General features: G+C 53.9%; 17 protein-coding genes. 5 read left to right on the top strand and 12 right to left on the bottom strand.

What is annotated here, in order from left to right:
• The first annotated feature begins 55 nt into the window (after nucleotides 1-55).
• Genes ACJJIW_RS10595 through ACJJIW_RS10605 form a run of 3 tightly spaced genes read left to right on the top strand, consistent with a single transcriptional unit; the run spans nucleotide 56 to nucleotide 2,123 of the window.
• Nucleotides 56-706 carry a hypothetical protein gene (locus tag ACJJIW_RS10595; protein ID WP_444937300.1) on the top strand — a complete coding sequence of 217 codons (651 nt, stop codon included), beginning with the start codon at nucleotides 56-58 and terminating at the stop codon, nucleotides 704-706.
• The gene (locus ACJJIW_RS10600) at nucleotides 699-1,103 is read left to right on the top strand and encodes a GFA family protein (protein WP_444937301.1); all 405 of its coding nucleotides are present in this window, start codon (nucleotides 699-701) and stop codon (nucleotides 1,101-1,103) included. The genes ACJJIW_RS10595 and ACJJIW_RS10600 overlap by 8 nt, the downstream gene beginning before the upstream one ends.
• Nucleotides 1,104-1,154: 51 nt before the next feature.
• A complete protein-coding gene (locus tag ACJJIW_RS10605) occupies nucleotides 1,155-2,123 on the top strand; it encodes a zinc transporter ZntB (RefSeq protein ID WP_444891925.1) in 969 nt (322 codons plus the stop codon).
• A 54-nt stretch (nucleotides 2,124-2,177) separates the two neighbouring features.
• On the opposite strand, the gene ACJJIW_RS10610 is transcribed toward ACJJIW_RS10605, so the two are convergent.
• The 7 genes from ACJJIW_RS10610 to pcnB form a co-directional block, all read right to left on the bottom strand.
• Nucleotides 2,178-3,740, bottom strand: a complete 1,563-nt coding sequence (locus tag ACJJIW_RS10610; RefSeq protein ID WP_444937302.1) for a Rossmann-fold NAD(P)-binding domain-containing protein — start codon at nucleotides 3,738-3,740, stop codon at nucleotides 2,178-2,180.
• 164 nt (nucleotides 3,741-3,904) lie between these two features.
• Nucleotides 3,905-4,942: an endonuclease/exonuclease/phosphatase family protein gene (locus ACJJIW_RS10615; RefSeq protein WP_444937303.1), complete on the bottom strand. Its 1,038-nt coding sequence runs from the start codon at nucleotides 4,940-4,942 to the stop codon at nucleotides 3,905-3,907.
• 399 nt (nucleotides 4,943-5,341) lie between these two features.
• The gene (locus tag ACJJIW_RS10620) at nucleotides 5,342-6,133 is read right to left on the bottom strand and encodes an acyl-CoA thioesterase (RefSeq protein WP_444937304.1); all 792 of its coding nucleotides are present in this window, start codon (nucleotides 6,131-6,133) and stop codon (nucleotides 5,342-5,344) included.
• A gap of 78 nt (nucleotides 6,134-6,211) precedes the next feature.
• Entirely contained in the window at nucleotides 6,212-7,024 is an 813-nt protein-coding gene (gene panB, locus ACJJIW_RS10625; protein ID WP_282931419.1) for a 3-methyl-2-oxobutanoate hydroxymethyltransferase, read from the bottom strand.
• A gap of 5 nt (nucleotides 7,025-7,029) precedes the next feature.
• On the bottom strand, nucleotides 7,030-7,716 hold the full coding sequence (locus ACJJIW_RS10630) for a deoxynucleoside kinase (RefSeq protein ID WP_444915629.1): 687 nt from the start codon (nucleotides 7,714-7,716) through the stop codon (nucleotides 7,030-7,032).
• Between the two features lie 101 nt (nucleotides 7,717-7,817).
• Nucleotides 7,818-8,294, bottom strand: coding sequence for a 2-amino-4-hydroxy-6-hydroxymethyldihydropteridine diphosphokinase (gene folK / locus ACJJIW_RS10635; protein ID WP_282931421.1), 477 nt, complete (start codon nucleotides 8,292-8,294; stop codon nucleotides 7,818-7,820).
• Entirely contained in the window at nucleotides 8,294-9,670 is a 1,377-nt protein-coding gene (pcnB, locus tag ACJJIW_RS10640; protein WP_444937305.1) for a polynucleotide adenylyltransferase PcnB, read from the bottom strand. Before pcnB ends, folK begins: the two co-directional genes overlap by 1 nt.
• Nucleotides 9,671-9,676: 6 nt before the next feature.
• Here pcnB and ACJJIW_RS10645 point away from each other — a divergent pair, with 6 nt between their 5' ends.
• The gene (locus tag ACJJIW_RS10645; RefSeq protein ID WP_444937306.1) at nucleotides 9,677-10,300 is read left to right on the top strand and encodes a hypothetical protein; all 624 of its coding nucleotides are present in this window, start codon (nucleotides 9,677-9,679) and stop codon (nucleotides 10,298-10,300) included.
• Between the two features lie 183 nt (nucleotides 10,301-10,483).
• Here ACJJIW_RS10645 and ACJJIW_RS10650 read toward each other — a convergent pair whose 3' ends face one another.
• The 5 genes from ACJJIW_RS10650 to dksA all read right to left on the bottom strand — a co-directional run bounded on the left by ACJJIW_RS10650 (nucleotide 10,484) and on the right by dksA (nucleotide 16,667).
• Nucleotides 10,484-11,875, bottom strand: coding sequence for a sigma-54-dependent transcriptional regulator (locus tag ACJJIW_RS10650; protein ID WP_444937307.1), 1,392 nt, complete (start codon nucleotides 11,873-11,875; stop codon nucleotides 10,484-10,486).
• Nucleotides 11,876-12,004: 129 nt separating this feature from the next.
• A complete protein-coding gene (locus tag ACJJIW_RS10655; protein ID WP_444937308.1) occupies nucleotides 12,005-14,968 on the bottom strand; it encodes an ATP-binding protein in 2,964 nt (987 codons plus the stop codon).
• Nucleotides 14,958-15,134: a hypothetical protein gene (locus tag ACJJIW_RS10660; protein ID WP_169337099.1), complete on the bottom strand. Its 177-nt coding sequence runs from the start codon at nucleotides 15,132-15,134 to the stop codon at nucleotides 14,958-14,960. The genes ACJJIW_RS10655 and ACJJIW_RS10660 overlap by 11 nt, the downstream gene beginning before the upstream one ends.
• Before the next feature lie 142 nt (nucleotides 15,135-15,276).
• Nucleotides 15,277-16,200, bottom strand: coding sequence for a tRNA glutamyl-Q(34) synthetase GluQRS (gluQRS, locus tag ACJJIW_RS10665; protein WP_444937309.1), 924 nt, complete (start codon nucleotides 16,198-16,200; stop codon nucleotides 15,277-15,279).
• 29 nt (nucleotides 16,201-16,229) lie between these two features.
• Nucleotides 16,230-16,667: an RNA polymerase-binding protein DksA gene (gene dksA, locus ACJJIW_RS10670; RefSeq protein ID WP_108734345.1), complete on the bottom strand. Its 438-nt coding sequence runs from the start codon at nucleotides 16,665-16,667 to the stop codon at nucleotides 16,230-16,232.
• Nucleotides 16,668-16,925: 258 nt separating this feature from the next.
• On the opposite strand from dksA, the gene sfsA reads away from it, so the two are divergent.
• A complete protein-coding gene (gene sfsA / locus ACJJIW_RS10675) occupies nucleotides 16,926-17,627 on the top strand; it encodes a DNA/RNA nuclease SfsA (RefSeq protein WP_444937310.1) in 702 nt (233 codons plus the stop codon).
• Nucleotide 17,628 lies beyond the last annotated feature (1 nt).

Here is a 17,628-nt window from a genome sequence, read left to right on the forward strand (position 1 = left end):
AATTGTCGCTTATTACCGGTTTTCTATTAGAATTCTGGAAAAAAAGGGCAAAACATTGGACAACTTCTGGCTGATCGACATTCTCCTCACCCTCGCCGCACTGCTGATTGCCAATCAGTACTGGCGTCTTACCAATGATCGCTTCCAATCAGCTGCACTCTTGGTGATAGCGGGTCTCCTATTTATCGCTGTCTCCGCGATTGTCGGTGCTTATCGCTACGGTATTGATCCCGGGGCAACCCAATTACACCGGGCTTTACTGCAACTATCCGGGTTTAGTTCGCTGTTGCTAATTGGAATAGGGTTGGTTTGGGCACGTTTCGAGATAGGTATTGGACAGAGTACCCGGGGACCCGCTTATGTAGTGCTGGTGCTGGTATTGGCCTCGTCTATTGGCGTCTCGGAAAGTGGCAGGTTATCGCCGCAGGAAGTGACAGAGGTATTTTCCGCCCTGGGGCTTCTATTGTGGTTGTGGGTTGCAATGATGGAATTGATGTCACCGCGACGACTATCGCCACCGGGTCCTTTGTTACTGGGGGCAGGGGCAGTAGTCATTGCAATGGATGGATTGTTTGTGGGTACTGGCGCTCCGCGAGTGCTGGGCTTGGCGCGTACAAACTGGTTCCACCTGCTGCTGGGCCTTTCGCTGTTTTCACTGTTGGCTGCCCGCCCGTTATTTGAAAAGGACAATAATTCAAATGAGTAAAGTTACTACTGAACTTCGCGGAGGTTGCCACTGTGGAGCTATTCGCTATCGGGCGCGGCACGAGCGCGACTCAGAGGAGAAACTGGTAGCCCATGCGTGCAATTGCTCGATGTGTGAGAAAGTGGGGTTCCTGCACGTCATTATTCCCGCTGAAAACTTTGAGCTGGAGTCTGGGGAAAAAGACCTGCATTGTTATACGTTTAATACGGGGGTGGCCAAGCACCTGTTTTGTCGCCACTGTGGCGTTAAATCCTTTTATGTGCCCCGCTCCAACCCGGATGGCTATAGTCTTAATGCGCGCTGTTTTGATGAGAGGCCCAGGGACTTGGAGGTAAAACCTTTCGATGGTCAAAACTGGGAGCAGAACGCCGCAGAGCTGGCCCATCTCAGTAAATAAGTCGCGCAAAGAAAGTGATACTCCAACCAATATCAGGTGATATGAGAGCCTATGGAAACTGGTCTGGTCTACGCTGTCTTACTCGATCGCAAAGGCTCGGGCCGGGAGCTTTCCTGGACCGAGGTGCAATCATGGCAGCCGAGCCAGGGGCTTCTCTGGTTGCACTTTGACTACGCCAATAGCAAGACCGTCGAGTGGCTCCAGCAGCACAGTGGGCTTACAACGACAGCGGTAGAGACCCTGTCAGCAAAGGCAGTTCGCCCCTGTGTAGCTACTGTGGAGGATGGGCTGATTTTGGCCATGTATGGTATTGAGAGAAAATCCAAACCTCGCTCAAAGGATATGATCGCCGTGCGAATTTGGGCTGAGAAAGACCGCATTATCAGTACTGGCCGACGAAAGTTACTTGCGGAGGATGATTTACTTTCCCGTTTGCGCAGTGGCTTTGGACCTCGTGGAACTGCAGCTCTGTTGATGTCGCTGGCTGATTTGCTGGTCTTGCGGATGTGTGAAAAAGCTGAGGATTTCGAAGAAAAAATTGATGAGTTGGAAAACCTGTTATTAGGTAAGGGGGGGGCGGAGCTATCTTCTTTATTAGTGCGTCTGCGCAAGAAAACTATCGTGTTACGGCGCTATTTATGCCTGCAAAGAGAGGTTCTGAGACGTCTACAACAGGAATCCTTACCCTGGTTTGATAAGCATAGTCACGCTCTTTTGGGTGAAGCAAATGATCGACTGCAAAGGCATATCGATGATATTGATACAGTGCGGGAGCGCGCCGCCATCGCCCAGGAAGAGTTGTTGAGCCTCACATCAGATCAGTTGAATAGCCGTATGTATGTGCTATCGGTGGTGGCTGCAGTTTTTCTGCCCCTGAGTTTTCTTACCGGGCTATTCGGGATCAATGTCGGTGGTATTCCCTGGGGGCAATCATCTCTGGGTTTTATTGCTTTTTGTATATTGCTGATCGTGGCATTGACTGGGCAGATCGCTTTTTTCTACTGGAAAAAGTGGTTGTAGTCATCTTTTCAAATATTCCAATTGAATAGTCTGTTTAAGCTAACTGGTTGCTAATCAGCCATTAAATCCTATGGATCTTACGATTCGATCAGCATTTGCCATAATGGTAAAGGTGATGGTTGAACCCGCAATATTGGGAAAATTGGCAGAATCTACAATGTGGACATTTTTAAAATGCGCTGGTCGTCCTAATAGGTCTGAGTGAAATATTTCATGATTGCCCTGCATAGGGAAACTGCCTCCAAGGTGGAAGCTTTTACCTGGTGGTAGCACGGTGAGAAAGAAGGGGGGAACCATACCAAGCCTTATCAAAGAACGCCTTATCAAAGACTGTGTTCTTTGAGTGATTTCCCGGGTTCTGGAATTTTCAATCCCCCTTATCTCTACTGTAGAGCTATCTGAGTGTTTGGCGGTTAAGGTCAGCTCCAGTGAGTCAGAATCCTCAGAGGACATAAAACCCTGAATTACGTATAAGCGATCCAAGGCGACTTGCTTCGGGAAAAAGGCGGGAAGTAGAGATATTAATTGCTTTTCAATAATTTGGCTTCGGCCATAAAGTTGAAGGTGTATTTGCTCTGCGCTTATGTTTGGGTTGTTAATCTCCAGAAAGATTTCTGCTAATGTAAATTCGATTTCATAGCGATATCCTTTGTAGAGGAAGAGGGGAAAGAAAAAATACTGACTGTTTTTGATTTTGATAGGGGTATTTAGTAAGTTTAGAGATCTTGCCAATATCGTGGTGGTCGCAAATTGCCCAGCCCCAAGAAACACTCTCTGTGCGGTAAATTTATTTATTTTGCCATTAGTTATATCAACTGCAATTACTTCCACACCTTGCCCTGTTTCATGAATCTCCAGGACAAGGAGGCCCTGATGTATGATAAGTCCGCCTTTTTGTAGTTTCTCAAATAAATACTTAGGGTTAAAAATAGATTGGTATGGGCATCCGTCAAAACAGTGACCACAATATCTACACCCGTGTTTCCCCATGCTTGCATCTACCGCTAATCGGGCTCGACCAAATTCAATGCCATTTTTTTGGAGGGTACTTTCAATAACCTTCAATTTTTTCAATAAGAAATCTGTAGGTGTATTTCTCTTAATGGCAGTGAAGTTATCAGGGAATAGCGGATACTTGTTGTTGAGATTATCTATCTCCGCACTTATTGGCATATAGCGGAGTACATTTTTGTAGGATGATGTCAGCTCATTTAAGGAAATAGGCCAATTCTGCAGCTGATTTTCACTGTAGGGCATAACCGCTGCACCCCATACGTTCCCAAGCCCGCCAAAGCCATGGGAGAATTCTGTATTGCAGTTTTTTGTCGTAATGCTGAGTTGCTTTGGTACTCTGTACGGAAAGTCTGAACCAAATAGATATCTCCTTTCCAGGCCTTTGCGGGAGGCTACTGGTGGTGGAAACAGTTTATCTTTCTCTTCCTGAGTCCATACATCAAAGTTTTTTTTGGATAAGATATTAACTTGGCGTTTGATGTCGCTTTCAAGGTCGTATGCAACATCAATAACTTCAACGGTCTGCCCTATATCCTGTAACGCCTTGACTGTAGCGATACTCGCAGGACCACTCCCGACAACCAGATTCTTAATCCTGTCCACTGAAAGTCCTTCCCGACAATATTCGTTTTTTGCGTGGATTAAAGTTCTGCTCAATAAACGAAATTGTAGCCGGGTTGAATTTTCAGCTCTGTATTCCTGGTCAATCAGTGAAGTGATTGTTAAAGCCTCTTCTGATCCCCGGCAGAAGAGGCTGTATCCATCGTTTAGTTTTTAACCCAGGAGAAGTCTACAAATACAGGGTCGTGATCACTCAATCCTGTGTACGCTGAAGAACCGATGTAGTAGTTGGTTATGTCCAGAGTGTAATTGGGATTGTTGTTAATGACGACTACATGATCGGTATCATCCTGAAGTTCATCGTCACAGGCTTCCAAGCTGGTGTCGCTGCCGGACAGCATATATTGGCATGCATGTTTGCCACCGGTCTTGGCAAAAAATGCTTTCCAAGCCTGATAGTTAGCACCGCGCCAGTCATTGTCATTTTCATCGAATGCCATATTGAAATCACCGCCCAGGATAACGGTAGCGTTGCTTGAATGGGCGACAATCATATCGGCAATCTGGTCGAGCTGCTTGGCTTTGGCATCCAGGTCTTGGTCGTCACGGCCCGCATCCATATGGGTGTTGTAAACATGAATATGGAAGTTTTTAGTCACCTCAATTTTTGCCACAGTAAAGCCTTTCTCGGTATCACAGTCATTGCCGGCGCAGTCGTCAAAAGTTTCCTCTTCATAAGTGGCAAAGGAGTAGTCGTCGTCATCGCGGTTATCGCGATCAAATGGAAATTTGGAGAAGGTCAGCAAGCCATTACCAAAACTGGTACCAGAGCCTTTCCAGTGCTTGGAGCGGTAGGGCACCGTATCATTATCGAGCTTGTCATTGTCGTCCAAATAATTGGCTTTGGTTTTGTTCCAGACTTCCTGCATTAGCCAGAGGTCTTTGGGGTTGCTGTCAAAAGTGTTAATAATCTGCTTAAAGTCAGACTTGCTATTTCCGCCAATGCATTCCAAAAAACCATCCATGTTGTAGACGATCATGTCAAAGCTGCCTGAGTTGGCGTCGGAAAATTCAGTGGCACCGTATTCATAGCCATCCAGATCCTTTGAACCCGTATCGTCGACGTCATCAATAAATTCAAACCAGTTACAGGAAGTAATTGCATCCCATACATCTTCAAAGTCTGCTGCAGCAGCGGGATAACTGAATAAAAACATAAGGGAAATAAATATTCTTTTTATCATTATTGCTCTCCAAATTTGTTATTACCGACGGTTTTGTAGTGGTGTCGAAAATTGGTGGCGCTTCTCTGGCGGCCCCTTTGTTTTCGAAGGAGGGGATGATGGATAGCGTAGATTACAAATTGGAGTAAGGGAGGTTTATTTTATTTTATTTCTCTGTAAGAGTGGCGCGAATTGTTTTTATCATAAAAAAATAATAAAAATCACGGAAGTTGTATATTTTTATGCGGGTAATAATTGGTTCGTTAGGCGGGTTAAGCAGAATCGGGAAGTATTATTTAGAGTGGTCTGAAGGTCGCAGAAAAGTTATAAAATTCTTTAGGGCCGCTTAAATGGTTCCATCCGTGGAGCCAAGGCACTCAATGAGTGGCGGTAAAGGGATAGTTGATCGACGAGTGCTGGTTAACCAAAGATAGTGACCATTTGGCGGGAGAGGGCGGTTAAACGTCCATCGGCATCCCATAAGCGGGCCTGGATCACTGCGTAACCATCCTCGGCCTGCTCAACTTCGGCCTCGTATTGCCACCAGTCAGAAGCAGTGCGCTCTGGGAGTGGCTCCATAAACTCCACTGTCCATGTTAATGAGCTGGCGGGAGCCGGCTCTTTCATCATCGGGAGTGTCGCCGGTGGCCAGGCATCGATCAGTGCGAGTAAGTGGCTGATACCGGTACGGCCTTTACTTCCATCCTTAAATCGCACCCAGCCACCTAAAACTCTCTCTTTCGCGCCGCTGAAAGGCAGGCCCCCACATGCGATACGGTAATCGAACTTTTGTGTAAATTCCGGCACTACACCTTCGATATAGGGCAGGGGCAGGCATTTATCCGGGGCGGGGTATTCCGGTGCTGAGGGACCTTTGGCGAGAACCGATGACTCCCTGCCGCGGCCAAAACTGGCGAGGCCCGCCAGCATAACGGCATCATCCTGATCGAGGTGCCCCTGCACCTGGGTGACAGAGCGGCCTGCGCGAAGGACATCCGCGCGGGTGTTAATCGCCCCTGGGGCAACAGGGCCTACGAATGAGGTGGTAAAAGAGCGCAAGCTGCTGTCAGAAGGCAGCTCTGAAGCCATCTGCTCATACAACATTGCGGCTACAAGGCCGCCAAATGTAGCCCGCCCCTGGGTCCAGCCTTCGGGCACAGAAGTGGCGCCATTGGTCGAGAGCCAATCCTGGATTAGTTGGTCGAAAGTCATAGTGTTACCGCTTGAGAGCGGCAGGTGGGACCTGCCGCAGAAAAATACCGGGTGAGAAGCACCCGGATGAGGGGAGTATTATTTAAATATGTGTTCCTCGCCGGGGAAAACGCCTTGTTTGACGTCCTCGGCGTATTTGCGCAGGGCCCCGGGAATATCCTCGGCCTCTACCAGGAAGTTTTTGGAAAACTTGGGGGGCTGTTGGGTGAGGCCCAGGATGTCATTGATTACCAGTACCTGGGCATCGCAGTCGCGGCCCGCGCCTATGCCGATGGTGGGCATGGATACGGCTTTGGTAATACGCTTTGCCAGGTCGGCGGGAACACATTCCAACACCAGCAGATCAGCTCCGGCTTCGTCGAGTTGTAGGGCGTCTTCGAGGATTTGCTTGGCGTGTTCTTCGTCGCGCCCCTGAACCCGATAGCCTCCCAGTTTGTGTACTGATTGAGGGGTGAGGCCCAGGTGGGCGCAAACGGGAATACCGCGATCAGTAAGGATCTTCACGGTGTCGGCGAGCCAGGCGCCTCCCTCGATCTTCACCATATGTGCACCGGCCTGCATGATCCGGGTTGCATTCTGGAGTGCCTGCTCCGGGGTGGCGTAAGTCATAAACGGCATATCCCCCATAATCAGGGACTTCTTATTGCCGCGCGCGACCGCCTCGACGTGGTAAATCATTTGCTCCATCGTCACTGGCACGGTGCTGTCGTAACCCAGCACGGTCATGCCCAGGGAATCTCCGACGAGCAGTGTCTCAACCCCGGACTTTTGTGCCATCGCAGCCATAGGGGCATCGTAGAGAGCAACGGTAATAAACTTCTCACCATTCGCTTTCATTTTTCGCAGGGTTTGAACGGTTACGAGCTTTTCTAATTCAGAGGGTGCATACATAACGATTAACTTCCTGGGTTGTAATAGTGCCGGCCACTGGTGATCGTGAACAGATATTCGACCAGCTGTTGGTAGTCCTCTGGGCTATCGACAATGTCGATCTCCTCGGTATTGACGATGAGTAGAGGCGCCTCATCGTAAAAATGGAAAAAGCGGGTGTAGGCGTTGTTGAGGGTGGCGAGGTACTCATTGCTTATCGCCTGCTCAGCCGGGATTCCCCGATTGCGGATTCGGGCTTGCAGTACATCGAGGGGGGCTTGCAAATAGATCACCAGGTCCGGCTTGGGTGCTTCCAGGGTGAGGTGTTTGTACACCTGTTGGTATAGGTGCAGCTCATCCTTATCCAGGGTGACTTCAGCAAACAGCTGGTCTTTTTCGATCAAAAAGTCCGACACCCGCACCGGCTCAAAGATATCGTCCTGCCGGAGTGCCTGGATTTGCTGTGATCGCTGGAGGAGAAAGTGCAGCTGGGTGGGCAGTGCGGCATTTTGGGGGTCCCGGTAGAAACGCTCCAAAAAGGGGTTCTCCTCGGGTAATTCCAACAGCGTGTCGTAATTGAATGTGGAGGCCAGCTTCTTTGCCAGTGTGGTTTTTCCCACACCAATATTGCCTTCCACCGCGATAAATTTAGGCGGTGTTTTATTAGACAGGTTGAGTTCAGCTGTGCTGGTCTCGGGTTTTTCGATAACCACTTGAGCGACTCCTCTTTGTCTGGGGTCTTCCCTGATGAGTTGCAAACGCAAAAGTACTATTGAGAGGGCCGCCCGTCGAGTAGTTGGGGAGCCTCAGTCGATCAAACCTTTTCCAGGCGGTTTTCCGGGCAGCCCTGTAAGAGTGCTGGAAGGGCTCCCAATCCGGGCAGTTCCATCGCGGGAGCCAGTTCAGAAAGGGGTAGCAGTACGAAGTTGCGCTCGGCCATGCGCGGGTGTGGGACCTGTAGGCGGGGCTCATCGATTTGAGATTCCCCAAACAACAGGATATCCAGGTCCAGGGTGCGGGCGCCCCAGCGGATGGAGCGCTCGCGCCCGTGGGACAGCTCGATAGATTGGAGCTGGTCCAGTAGTGCTAGCGGGGACAGTGCTGTTTTCAATGCTGCGACGGCATTGATGTAATCGGGTTGATCGCCGGGGCCGACCGGGGCGCTTCGGTAAAAGCTCGAACACCCCAATAATTCTGTACTGGGGATTCGTTCCATGGCCGATAGGGCGCTGCGCAGTTGTTTGCCGGGCTCTGCCAGGTTACTGCCCAGGCCGATGTATACCGTTTCCATTACTGTTCTGCTCTCGGCTTGCGACGGCGGCCGCGAGAGTTGCGGTTGCGGCGCCCACCGCTGCCTGTGCGCTGTAGCTTGCGCACCATTTGCTGGCGCTGCTCATCGTCAGCCTGTTGGAAGTCGGTCCACCATTTGCCCAGGCCCGCTTCAATCTCGCCACTTTCTTCCCGCAGCAACAGGAAGTCGTAGGCGGCGCGGAAACGGGGGTGTTCCAGCAAACGCTGGGCCCGGCTGCCACCGCGCTGGGGCAGGCGCTGTTGTAGGTCCCAGATTTCCCGCATTGGGATTGAGAAGCGCTTGGGAATAGCGGTGTGGGCCAGCTGTGAACTGGTAACTTTTTGTGCTGCTTGGGCCAGCGCTGGCGCTGGCGGGGTGCCCTTGGCAATCAGCTTTTGTTGCTCGGTGCTCACCGCAGGCCAGAGTAGGGCGGCGTAGAGGAACGCTGGGGTAACACGCATATCGGCGCGGATACGCTGGTCCGTATTGCGCAGGGCTTGCTGGGATAGTTTCAGGGCCGCGTTGTTGGCCTCAATTTGTGCGGCGTTATCCGGGAACAGGTGTTGCCAGAGCTGGTACTGGCGCAGCAGCTCAAAGGTGTGCTCTCCGTGGCCACTCATCAGCAGCTTGAGAATCTCATCGAACAGGCGAGCCGGGGCAATATTGCGTAACAGTGGCGCCAGCTCGTGCAGGGGGGCTTCCGTCTTGCCTTCAATAGTGAAATCCAACTTGGCGGCGAAGCGCACTGCGCGCAGCATGCGCACCGGGTCTTCTTTGTAGCGGACCTCTGGGGAGCCGATCATTCGAATCAGGCGCTTTTCAATATCCTCGACACCGCCGGTGTAGTCGTGGATTTCAAACCCTTTGGTGGTGTAGTAGAGCGCGTTGACCGTGAAATCCCGGCGCATGGCATCACTTTCCAGGTCGCCATAGACATTGTCACGCAGCAGCATACCGTGTTCGGACTGCTTGGCCTCGTGGGTCTCGCCATCGCTGTGGTGACCGCGGAAGGTAGTCACTTCGATAACTTCACGGCCTATACGGGCGTGCAGGATGCGAAAGCGGCGACCGACAATGCGGGCGCCGCGAAAAAGCACCTTGGCTTGCTCTGGAGTGGCGTCGGTGGCCACATCAAAGTCCTTGGGGTGACCGCCGAGCATCAGGTCGCGCACACCTCCACCTACGATATACGCCTGGTATCCGGCATCCTGAAGGCGCTTCATAACGGTTAAGGCCGCGCGGCTGATTTCCCGGCGCGAGATGCTGTGGTCGTTGCGGGCGATAACCCTGGGGCCTTTACTGGCCGGCTTGCGCCAGCGTTTGATACTACTAATCAGGTTGTTGAGCATACGGCTGTCTATGTTGACTGCTGCCATTTAGGGATGGCCGGGAAAGCCCCGCTGTGCTTGGCCACGCATTGGTTGGCGGCCTGTATAAGTGGTGGTCCCTCTGGGGAGATTCACGATGGCACTGCTGGAGCCTCTATACCTGGGCTACCCCAGGAGCGAGTCCGGAAAGGAGCCTCAGTGGCTGTTTATCCTCAGAGATCGGGACTCGCGGGCGCGATTCTAACACACGCAAAGGAATGCGCCCGCAATATGCGGGTGCCTGTAAGTTCGGGGGAAAAGAAATATGGGAATTATTATTACCAGTATGAAGGCAGCGGCTTCCTTGCGCTCTCAATTTGCTTTCAAGCAAACACCCTCTCCCAGGTACAGTTCAGTCAGTTTGCAACGCGCTTGTTGTTATTCTTATTCTTCTTGAGTTTTATTGTTATTGTTTATTGTTGTTCTTGCGGTTTTGGCCACTCATTGCTTTTATTGTCGGCCGCCCCATTATTTTTATTATGTTTCGCCCCACTTATTGTTAGTTGTTATAGGGCTTTTAACAGTCATTTATTTTTATTGTTGGCTGTTTTCAATTTTTGTACTAAGAGTGAAGCACTTAGTATGCCAACTTTTAAAAATCCTTATAAATCAATAGGTTGCGATCTTTACGAAATTTGACGGAACTTTTCCTGGAGCTATTGCGTTACGGAAGGTGCGAGAGTTGTTACTTCTGGGTGGGTGTGGGTAACACTCTGGTTGGTAACCCCTGTGGGGGTGGGGTAACAAAGTAATGGAGGAGACTGGCAGGTGGGGGAGGAATGGGAGCAGGGGGCGGAAGCCCCCAGGGGATAGGGTTAGTTTTTACACTTCTGCGGCAGCGCTGCGGCGACTCTTCTTGCGGGGGATACCCAGCTTTTGGCGTCGTTCCCACAGACATTTGCGGCTGACGCCGAGCTTCTTGGCCAGGTCCGTCTCACTCATGGTGTCCTGGTGTTCAATAACAAAGCGGGCGAAGTAGTCCTCCAGGGACAGGTCCTCGCGGGGGTCAGTGTGCAGGCTGCGTGGGCGAGGGATGCCATCGGCTTCTTCGATCGGTACCAGGTCCAGATCGATGTCCAGGGTTTTGTGGTCGATCTCACGGCTGTTCTTATCCGTCAGGATCACAGCGCGCTGAATGGCGTTTTCGAGTTCGCGCACGTTACCGGGCCAGGTGTAGGTGGTAACAGCCTGGATGGCTTCCGGTGACAAGCGCAATAAAGGACGCTCGATCTTGGTGCAGAACTTTTCCAACAGGTGCTCTGCCAGTGCTAGGACGTCTCTGCCTCGCTCGCGCAAGGGGGCAAGCGTCATTTGCACCACATTGATGCGGTAGTAGAGGTCTTCCCGGAATTTACGCTCCGCTGACAGCTGGCGCAGGTTGCGGTGGGTGGCTGTTACCAGGCGCACATCCACTTTGCGGGATTCGATCGAGCCAATTGGCCGCACTTCGCCCTCTTGCAATACACGCAGCAGGCGGGCCTGTGCCTCCAGGGGCAGCTCACCGATCTCGTCGAGGAACAGGGTTCCTCCATCGGCTGCCGCTACCAGTCCCTCGCGGGAACTCTGGGCACCGGTAAATGCGCCTTTCTCGTAGCCGAACAGCTCCGATTCAATCAGAGTGTCGGGAATTGCGGCACAGTTGACGGAGATCAGCGGTTTGTTGGCCCGGCGGCTCTCCTCGTGAATAGCCCGGGCGACCAGTTCCTTACCGGTGCCGGTTTCACCGTGCACCAGGACGGTGGCGTCTGTGGGGGCAACTTTATGGATGCGACCGTAGAGCTCCCTCATCACAGGGCTGCTGCCAATCATGCCGGCGATAGTGCCGGTATTTTCTTTCTCGTTGATGGGCTGGGCGCGATTCTGCTCCGCTTTGCCAATGACCCGGCGGACGGTTGCGAGCATTTCGTCGTGATCAAAGGGTTTGGCGATGTAGTCGGCGGCCCCCATACGCATGGAGTCCACCGCAGAGCGGAGGCTGGCGTAACTGGTCATGATCAGTACCGGAATATCACCGGCGTGCTTGAGCAGGTCGGTGCCCGGTGCGCCGGGCAGGCGCAAATCGGAAATAACCAGGTCAACTTCATTGAGGCGGTACTTGGTGAGCGCCTCCTTTACCGAACCCGCTTCACTGATTTTGTAGCGGTGCCGCTCTAAAAGCTTGCGCAGCGCCGTTCGGATAATGGCTTCATCTTCGACGATGAGGATGTGGCTCATATGTTACGCCTGGTTACAAAATGCTCAGTAAGCGCCTAGTTTTACCCGGGCGCCGTTTCGATGCAACTCAAAAACGGTTAATCGGGTTATTTTTGCACAAATAATGATCGATTTGGATGTCTAGCCATCTCAGTCTCCCAGGGGGAGTTGCACAATAAAGCGGGCGCCAGTCCCGGTTTCCGGATTTGCGGGACTGACCAATTCCAGCTGGCCGCCGTGCTCCTCGACAATGCTGTAAACCATTGCCAGGCCCAGTCCTGTACCCTCGCCGGGCTCTTTCGTTGTGAAGAAGGGCTCCAGAATCCGTTCACGATGCTGAGCTGAAATTCCCGGTCCGCTGTCGGTGACAGAGACACAGGCACTGCCGCTCTTGCGATAGCCCTCAATTAGAATCTGGCCGCCATCGGGGCTGGCATCGCGGGCATTGCTGAGCAGGTTGATAAACACCTGGATCAGGCGCTGGTTGTCTCCCGGGGCGATCAGGTCTTCGGGTACCCGATTCTCAAACTGGACCTCGGTCTTATCCCGTTGCAGGGACAGCAGGTTGACCGCCTCCTGTACACAGGCATAGAGGTCCACTGGGGCCCGCTCACTGTCTTCCTGGTTGCCGCTGTGAGAGAAGTTGACCAGGGAGTGGACGATACGGCTGATACGCTGGGTCTGGCTCAAGATCTGGTCGGCGGTTTCCAGGACTTCCGGATTGTCACAGTCGTACTGGAGGTTTTGCGCCAGGCAGGCGATTCCCGTTACCGGGTTACCCACTTCGTGGGCTACGCCGGCGGCCAGGCGACCCACAGAGGCCAGGCGCTCGCTGTGGATAAGTTCCTGTTCCAAGACCTGTGTTTCGGTAATGTCCTCCAGCAACAACATTTGTGCATCGCCGCGCTCGTCGCGGGAGCGATCGCTGCGGCTGCGTTTTTGCCGCGCCTTGTGCAGGTTGAGCCAGTGGCTATTGCCGTCGAGGCTCACCTGTTGCTTAAAGCGGCTGGCATCGGTGGATAGGGCGAACTCCCCTAGCAGGCTGCGCCAGGGTTCCGCCAAGTATTCCAGTTTCGAGCCGATTACCTCGCTGGCACTGATACCAGTGAGGTCCTGCATGGCGTAGTTCCACAGCAGGACTTCTCCGTCGCGCCCCAGGGAGCAAGCGGCCATCGGCAGCTCTTCCAGCATTTGGCGGTGATACAGGCGCAGGTTATTGAGTTCTGCGGCCAAGCCGGTGAGCTGGTGCTTATAACGGCCCAATCGGGTCTCGATCAGGTGAATGTCTTTGTTTGCCGGCTGATCGCTGTTCTGGAACGGGAAGTGTCGATCAATAATTTGCACCGCCAGAACACGCCCCAGCAGGCCGGAGAGATTGGACTCCAGCTTGTTGCGCAGTTGGCGCAGGGCGTAGGGGCGGCGCTCGTTGTCCGGCAGATTGAGGGCGGCGAGGGCGCGTTTAACTTCTTTATTCGCCGTAGCGGCCCCGAGGCTTTCAGCCAAGCGCAGGCGAAAATCTGCGGCGGATTCCACATCCAGTCCCAGGCGCAGAGCCTGGGCGATGGTGTCGTCGCTACATAGGTCAGCGGCGTACTGCTCCAGGCTGCTGGTGCGGGTGAACAGAGACAGGCCGACAAATAACAGGACATTGACCCCCAGTGACAGGGTGGTGATCTGTGTCCAGATAGACATCCCCAGGGGGATCTGGAGGGAGGTGCCGGGCAGGGTGATGCCGGTAATCCCAAAAATTGACGGAATTAACAGGCCGCCCCCCCAAAGCAACATGCCCGCCAGCAGGCCACCGACAAATCCGCGCCGATTGCCTCGTGGCCAGTGGATTACAGCAAAAATTCCAGGCAGGAACTGGAGTGATCCGATAAATGCCAGCAGGGCCAGGTCCGACAGGGAGAGTCGGTTGTTGAGTAACAGGTAAAAGGCAAAGCCGGCAATAAATAGAGCGGCGATCAGCGCGCGGCGCAGCCACACCAGCTGCCGGTACATATTGTCTTCAGAGTGCCAGCGGGTGCCGGGCAGCAGCCAGTGGTTCATCACCATGGTGGCGAGGGCCAGGGTGATCATAATCAGTGCGCCAGTGGCTGCCGACAGGCCGCCGATAAAGGCCAGGGTGGTGAGCAGTGCCGAGCCACTGGCGCGGGGAACCGCCAGGGAGAAGTACTGCACCGGGCCGGCCACATCCAGGGCAAAGCCCGCCCACATGATGGGGAAGATAGGCAGGGCCATCAGCAGCAGGAACAGGGGGAAGCCCCAGCTGGCGGTGCGCATTGCCTGTCCGGTGGGGCGCTCGGCAATACTCAGGTAAAAAATATGTGGCATAGCCACGGCAGTGGCGATAAACACCAGTAGCAGGGTGTGGGATGAGCCCTGCTTGATGGGGGTGTAGAGCAGCTGGTGCATATCGGGGTTCTCCAGCAGCCACTCATCCAGGCCGGAAAATCCACCGAAGACGCCGTAAATGGCATAGCCGCCCACCGCGGTTAGCGCCACCAGTTTTACCAGGGACTCCAGGGCCATGGCACTGGCCAGGCCCTCGCCACGCTCGCGGGTGGCGCCGTACATACTGGTGAATACCGCTAGCAGTACGCAGTAAAAAAATGCGATTAGGTTTTTGCTCGATACACCGCTGTCCGGCAGTGCCAGGGCAGCCACACTATCCCGCGATAAAAGGGCCAGGGTCTCAGATACTGCCTGGATTTGCAGGGCGATCAGGGGGAGCAGCGCCAACAGCATAAACAGGGTGGCGAGAGTCCCCGCCTGGCGGCTGTGATAGCGGAACACCAGAAGATCTGCCGGGGAGTACAGCTGGTAGCGCTGTGCCAGGCGCGCCAGTGGTTCCAGGGCTACTGGCGCAAACAGGAACATGGCGCCGGTGCCCAGATAGTAGGCGAGTACCCCGTAACCATATTGCCAGGCCAGGTCGACGATACCGTAGAAGGTCCAGGCCGATAACGATACGCCCAGGGAGAGCACATAAACCAGTGGATGCCGCACCCAGCGGGAAGGCAGCCAGCCCTTGGAGGTGGCGAAGGCGACAAAAAACAGGGTGGCGATATAGGCCACTCCCACCAGGGCAATGTGGGCAATATCAAAGCTCATTCGATTTGCGCCTCCACTGGATAAAAATCGCCAGCAGGATCAGCACGAACCAGAGGATAAAAGGCCGGTACCAGGCGCCGACGGGATTGATCATCCAGGTGAAGATGGTGGGGGAGAATACATAACCCACCAACACCAGCAGAATTAATAGTGTGCGGTTACTCATAGATCGCCTTGAAAACCCGCTAGAGAAATTTGTTGCCCGCGCACTGTACCGGTGAGAAGTCATCCCTGTGTAATCGTCAACGCGGGTTATCAGCCGGACCCCTAAGGGCGGCTGGCGCGGAAATGGTAAGTGCAGCTTGGAATCAGTGCAATTGGCGGTTGCGCATATCTATCTGGTGGCGGCGCCAGCGTGCGGTAGCCCACTTGAGAATATGCTCGGGGGATTCTGTTGGGGCAGTGTTTGGCAGTTTGAAGCCGAGGAACTGTAAAGCCTTACACAGGTTACCGGAAGCCATGTTGTCGTCGATAGCCGGCGCGTGATTTTGTTTGCTGAGTTTTTGCCTGTCGTCAGGGCCCATCACCAGCGGCAGATGGCCGAACTGGGGGGGAGTGGCGCCGAGGATTTTATGCAAGCGCTGTTGTGCACCGGTGGTATCCAATAGGTCTGAGCCGCGCACCACCTGGTTGACCTGTTGGTCGATATCGTCGACAACGACTGCCAGTTGGTAGGCATAGAGGCCGTCGCGGCGCTTGAGAATCGTGTCTTCGCGGATTAGCTGCCGTTGCTCTCCATGCCAAATATCCACAAAGCCTTCCTCGCCGCCTGCGCATTGCAACCGCAGCGCTGAGGGTTCGCTCACATCGTATTTAAGGCGACAGAAGTCGTTCGCATGTCCACCATTTTTCTTAATCTGGCTGCGTGAGCAGTCGCAGGGGTAAATAAGTTGCCGTTGGCGCAGTGTGGACAGGGTTTCCTCGTAGAGTGCGTAGCGCTTGCTCTGCCATTCGACGGGGCCGTGCCAGTGCAGTCCGTGGGCTTCCAGGGATTTCAGGATGCGGGTTGCCGCGCCGGGCTCTTCCCGGGGAGGGTCGAGGTCTTCCATGCGCAGGAGCCAGTGTCCACCATGGGCGAGGGCGTCGAGGTAGCTGCCGACGGCGCACACCAGTGAGCCGAAGTGGAGCGGTCCACTCGGGGAGGGTGCGAAGCGACCAATATAGGGAGTTGTGCTGTTCAAAATGAATAGGGGCGATACATTGATCGCCCCCTCCGAGCAGGGCGATCGCAAGCGAACGCCGTGCCGCTATCGGTTGTGGATCAGCCGGAGATCTGCCGTTCCTTGATTTCCGCGAGGGTTTTGCAGTCCACGCACAGAGTGGCGGTTGGACGGGCTTCCAGGCGGCGAATGCCGATATCAACACCACAGGCTTCGCAGAAACCGTAGTCATCCTGGTCGATAAGCTCCAGGGTGGCATCGATCTTCTTGATCAGCTTGCGCTCGCGATCGCGGGTGCGCAATTCCAGGCTAAATTCTTCTTCCTGGCTGGCGCGGTCTGCGGGATCGGGGAAGTTTGCGGCCTCGTCTTTCATGTGGGAAACGGTGCGGTCCACTTCCGCCATCAGCTCGGCCTTCCAGGCCAACAGCAAGTTGCGGAAATGCTCCTGCTGCTTCTCATTCATGTACTCTTCGCCCTGCGTCTCCTTGTAGGGCTCAAAGCCGTGCAGAGATTCGGTGCTCGCAGCAGTTTTGGGCATAGTCGTTGCCTCTCTTTCTATACGGGCCCCCCTTTATGGGGGCGATACCACCAAATTCAATCTAGCCTAGACCGGAATCTTTCTAAGTGATGCTTTTTTCACCTATCAAATTCGCTGCGGTGTCAGGCTAATCCTGTTCTCGGTACCGATACCCCTGGCGACCGAGAGCGAGGAAGCTATCAAATCTGCGCGATTCGCGCCACAAATAGTTGTCTGCTATTTTGTGGCGCCTGAAATTACAGCCAAGTGGTCCAGCCCGTGAAATTTACCCCCCCGTTGCAAAAGGCAACACTTTTGCGCCGATACAAGCGCTTTCTCGCCGATGTGGAATCTGCCAGTGGCGAAGTGTTTACCATCCACTGCCCAAATACGGGGTCTATGAAGAATTGTTGGGTGGAGGGGGGAGACTGCTGGTACTCCGATTCTGGCAATCCCAAGCGCAAGTACCGTCACACTCTGGAAATCTGTACGACCCCGGATGGAGCCCTGGCGGGGGTGAACACAGGCCGCGCCAATGCTCTGGTTGAAGAGGCCATTCTGTCCGGTGTAGTCAGCGAGTTACAGGGCTATGAATCCCTGCGCAGGGAAGTGCGCTACGGCGAGGAAAACAGCCGTATCGATCTGTTGTTGTCCGGTGCCGATGGGGACTGCTACGTAGAAGTGAAAAATGTGACCCTGGCAGATGGGGCACGGGGTTACTTCCCCGATGCGGTAAGTACCCGGGGCGCCAAGCACCTGCGCGAACTGCAAAAGCTGGCTGAGAGCGGAGTGCGGGCGGTACTTTTTTACTGCGTTCAACACAGCGGTATCGAGACGGTGCAGGCGGCGCGGGAAATTGATCCCGCTTATGCTGAGGCCCTGGATTCCGCTGTCGATGCTGGTGTGCAAGTGCTCGCATACCGCGCGAAGCTCGGTGCTGAAGGCGTCGAGCTGGTGGAGGCCCTGCCTTTTCTCCCGTGAG

The organism is Microbulbifer maximicatervae (SeqCode), assembly GCF_052467815.1.

Bases quoted from the DNA above. Each gene is read 5' to 3' on its own strand.
- ACJJIW_RS10600 (WP_444937301.1), top strand. From the start codon at position 699: ATGAGTAAAGTTACTACTGAACTTCGCGGAGGTTGCCACTGTGGAGCT.
- ACJJIW_RS10615 (WP_444937303.1), bottom strand. From the start codon at position 4,942: ATGATAAAAAGAATATTTATTTCCCTTATGTTTTTATTCAGTTATCCC.
- panB (WP_282931419.1), bottom strand. From the start codon at position 7,024: ATGTATGCACCCTCTGAATTAGAAAAGCTCGTAACCGTTCAAACCCTG.
- folK (WP_282931421.1), bottom strand. From the start codon at position 8,294: ATGGAAACGGTATACATCGGCCTGGGCAGTAACCTGGCAGAGCCCGGC.
- ACJJIW_RS10645 (WP_444937306.1), top strand. From the start codon at position 9,677: ATGGCCGGGAAAGCCCCGCTGTGCTTGGCCACGCATTGGTTGGCGGCC.
- ACJJIW_RS10655 (WP_444937308.1), bottom strand. From the start codon at position 14,968: ATGAGCTTTGATATTGCCCACATTGCCCTGGTGGGAGTGGCCTATATC.
- ACJJIW_RS10660 (WP_169337099.1), bottom strand. From the start codon at position 15,134: ATGAGTAACCGCACACTATTAATTCTGCTGGTGTTGGTGGGTTATGTA.
- dksA (WP_108734345.1), bottom strand. From the start codon at position 16,667: ATGCCCAAAACTGCTGCGAGCACCGAATCTCTGCACGGCTTTGAGCCC.
- ACJJIW_RS10650 (WP_444937307.1), bottom strand. From the start codon at position 11,875: ATGAGCCACATCCTCATCGTCGAAGATGAAGCCATTATCCGAACGGCG.
- ACJJIW_RS10620 (WP_444937304.1), bottom strand. From the start codon at position 6,133: ATGACTTTCGACCAACTAATCCAGGATTGGCTCTCGACCAATGGCGCC.
- pcnB (WP_444937305.1), bottom strand. From the start codon at position 9,670: ATGGCAGCAGTCAACATAGACAGCCGTATGCTCAACAACCTGATTAGT.
- ACJJIW_RS10605 (WP_444891925.1), top strand. From the start codon at position 1,155: ATGGAAACTGGTCTGGTCTACGCTGTCTTACTCGATCGCAAAGGCTCG.